Raw genomic sequence first — 2,651 nt, 5'->3', positions numbered from 1 at the left:
CGAAATCGAAGAGCTGGGCTTCGACCCGGCTTTCGACCGCGAGGGCCTGCACCGGCTGAAAGCGAAAGGCTGATCATGCCGAGACCACCCCATATCTGCGCCTGTGGCCGCCTTGTGCCGCATGGCGAGCGCTGCACCTGTCAGAAAGACGCCGACCGCGCCCGCAAGCGCCGCCATGATGCGAAACGCCCTTCGGCACGCGAACGGGGTTACACCTCGGATTGGGAGAAAGAGCGCGCGGCGTTCCTGATCTGCCACCCCTGTTGCGCGATCTGCGGGGCGGTGGCGAGCGTGGTCGATCACATCACCCCGCACAGGGGGAACAAGGCGCTCTTTTGGGACCGTTACAACTGGCAAGCCCTCTGCAAGCCCTGCCATGATCGGGTGAAGCAGAGGCAAGAGCGGGCGGGCAATGTTTGAGGCGCCGTCGCGCTGGAACCCCGAGCGAAACCTATGGTGTGAGGTGCTTTATCGCACTGTTGAAGATGCGACAAAGGGACCACGCCACACGCCAACGGCACATGACAAGGTGCGGATCAAGGAATCTGCCCGCGACTACCTGACCCGGCCGAGCGCCGACCTTGCGATGGTCTGCGCACTGGCCGGGGTGGACATGTGGGCGGTGATTGAGAGGGTGCGGAAGAAGGTGGATCGCCTAGCAGCTAGCGGCTGAGGTGAATCGGTTCCACATGACGTTCGGACGGGGCAAGCTCACGATGCGGCGCACAATTAGGACGTGATAAAAACAGCTATACAACCAGAAGCAAATCGGACTAAATGTTGTAAAAATTTGCATTGGAGGAACCATTGCCGGATTTTGCGGATCGCTTGGCGTTGTATCAGAAGATCGAAAAAGCGCGTGAGTCGAAGGTTTTAGTATACGCGACAAGCGATAGGCCCGGCATGGAGGCTCAGATCGCGCCTGATGTGATCGACTTCTTTGTCGATCATTTGGACGCAATGTGGCCTACGGAGAAGATCAGCCTCATTCTTCACACGAATGGCGGCGACACGGCCGCCGCATGGCAACTGGTCAACCTGTTTCGCACGTTTTGCAATGACTTGGAGGTGATCGTTCCCCGAAAAGCTCTCAGTTCGGGAACGCTGATCTCACTCGGAGCCAACCGCATTGTAATGACGAAGCAGGCATCTTTGGGGCCGATCGACCCGAGCCTCAATGGGCCACTTAACCCACTAATTCCCGGCGGAGGGCCTTCACACAGAGCTCCTGTCAGCGTTGAGGCTGTGCAGGGTTTTCTTGATGTAGTCCAAGAGCAGCTGAAAGTGACTGATGCGGCCGCTCTGGCAACCGTTTGGAACAATTTGTCTGAGAAGATCCATCCGCTAGTTCTTGGGCAGATCTTCCGGACGCGATCTCAGATTCGAACCTTGGCAAAAAGATTGCTGGCGCATCAGCAAGTTGAAGATGAAAAACGGGAGGCAATCATTGCTTTTCTATGCAGCGAGTCTGGTAGTCATGATCACACGATCAACAGGCGAGAGGCTCGCAGCATGGGGCTGGCGATCGAGAACGCTTCCGAGGAACTTTACGCAATCTTAAAAGTATTGCATCATCATGTGACAGACGCTCTGAAGTCGCGAAGTCCGTTCAGCCCCGATACTGAGCTTGCAGGGGCGGCTCAGTGTAACTATTCATGCAGCCGCGTGCTCATCGAGAGCGTTGCGCATGGAAGCCATCAGTTTTTGTCTGAAGGTGTGATCTCAAAAGTTCAGATCCCCCAGAACGGCATACCGCAAATCGGCATTCAGGACTCTAGAAACTTTGAGGGTTGGAGAAAGGTAGCATGAAATGAAATCGGCATATGAAGTGTCACCAGCAAACTATTCATTTGAGAACGCTGGGAAAACATGGACATCCTCGGCCTGTGAGAGCTTCTACGCAAACACTTCGAGCGTGCCGGGCTCGGTGGCTGAACTGAGCCGCCATGCAACTCTTCTCCTTCGAACACAGCTTGTTGAAGGCATAGTGGAAGAGGGTGCCAACTGAGGCGCCCTTCATCGTTTGCTTGAGCGCGCCCCAGAGGCGCGCTTTTTGCGTTTTATAAGCTTAGCCACATGTCAGGCCAAAGGTGATGACTGGTGAGCGCAACGCCGGGCCACCTCCCAACTTCCACGTCTCCCCGGACCGGCGGGGGGAGGTCCGCGCAGGATGGGCGCTAAATAACTTTTTCGGAGACTCTTCAACTCGTTGAGCGTATATGTTACATTGTAACAAATACCTTTCTTGACGAGTTTTCGAGTATGTCTTCCGTTACGCTGCCCGAGCTGAAAGCCCAGCTCAACCTTGATCATGACCTCGACGATGCGCTTTTGTCGCACCAGATCGACGCCGCCGAAGCCTATGCCGCGAGCTTCACCGGCGCGAGCCTTCCCGATCCTCTCCCGGCGACGATCCGGCAAGCCGTGCTCATGCTCGCCGCCTTCTGGTATGAGACCCGCGAGGCCGCGCTGAGCGGCACGTCGCCCGCCTCGGTGCCCTTTGGCGTTCATGAACTCTTGCAAGCACATCGGGCGTGGGTGGTCTGACATGGCGGGCTTCGATCTGAACGCGCAGGCCGCCCGGCTTGCCAAACGCCTTGAGTCGATCCCCGATGCGGTGCTCGAAGCGGTGCGCCCGGCGGTGGTGCAAG

General features: G+C 57.1%; 4 protein-coding genes. All 4 read left to right on the top strand.

Annotated features, from left to right (window positions below):
- The first annotated feature begins 75 nt into the window (after positions 1-75).
- Positions 76-420 carry an HNH endonuclease gene (locus CRO22_RS18350; protein WP_097071582.1) on the top strand — a complete coding sequence of 115 codons (345 nt, stop codon included), beginning with the start codon at positions 76-78 and terminating at the stop codon, positions 418-420.
- Complete coding sequence (locus tag CRO22_RS18345) at positions 413-673, top strand: hypothetical protein (protein WP_097071581.1); 261 nt, start codon at positions 413-415, stop codon at positions 671-673. Before CRO22_RS18350 ends, CRO22_RS18345 begins: the two co-directional genes overlap by 8 nt.
- Positions 674-807: 134 nt before the next feature.
- Positions 808-1,809, top strand: a complete 1,002-nt coding sequence (locus tag CRO22_RS18340; RefSeq protein ID WP_217991932.1) for an SDH family Clp fold serine proteinase — start codon at positions 808-810, stop codon at positions 1,807-1,809.
- Positions 1,810-2,262: 453 nt separating this feature from the next.
- Positions 2,263-2,547 (top strand): head-tail connector protein, encoded by a 285-nt coding sequence (locus tag CRO22_RS18335; RefSeq protein ID WP_097071580.1) that lies wholly within the window; start codon positions 2,263-2,265, stop codon positions 2,545-2,547.
- Positions 2,548-2,651: the final 104 nt, after the last annotated feature.

It is taken from the genome of Rhodobacter maris, from assembly GCF_900217815.1.
Classification (GTDB): Bacteria; Pseudomonadota; Alphaproteobacteria; order Rhodobacterales; family Rhodobacteraceae; genus Rhodobacter; species Rhodobacter maris.
This window is presented reverse-complemented; position numbering and strand designations above follow the sequence as displayed.

Excerpts from the sequence above, each read along its gene's own strand:
- CRO22_RS18350 (WP_097071582.1), top strand. The coding sequence starts at position 76 with ATGCCGAGACCACCCCATATCTGCGCCTGTGGCCGCCTTGTGCCGCAT.
- CRO22_RS18345 (WP_097071581.1), top strand. The coding sequence starts at position 413 with ATGTTTGAGGCGCCGTCGCGCTGGAACCCCGAGCGAAACCTATGGTGT.
- CRO22_RS18335 (WP_097071580.1), top strand. The coding sequence starts at position 2,263 with ATGTCTTCCGTTACGCTGCCCGAGCTGAAAGCCCAGCTCAACCTTGAT.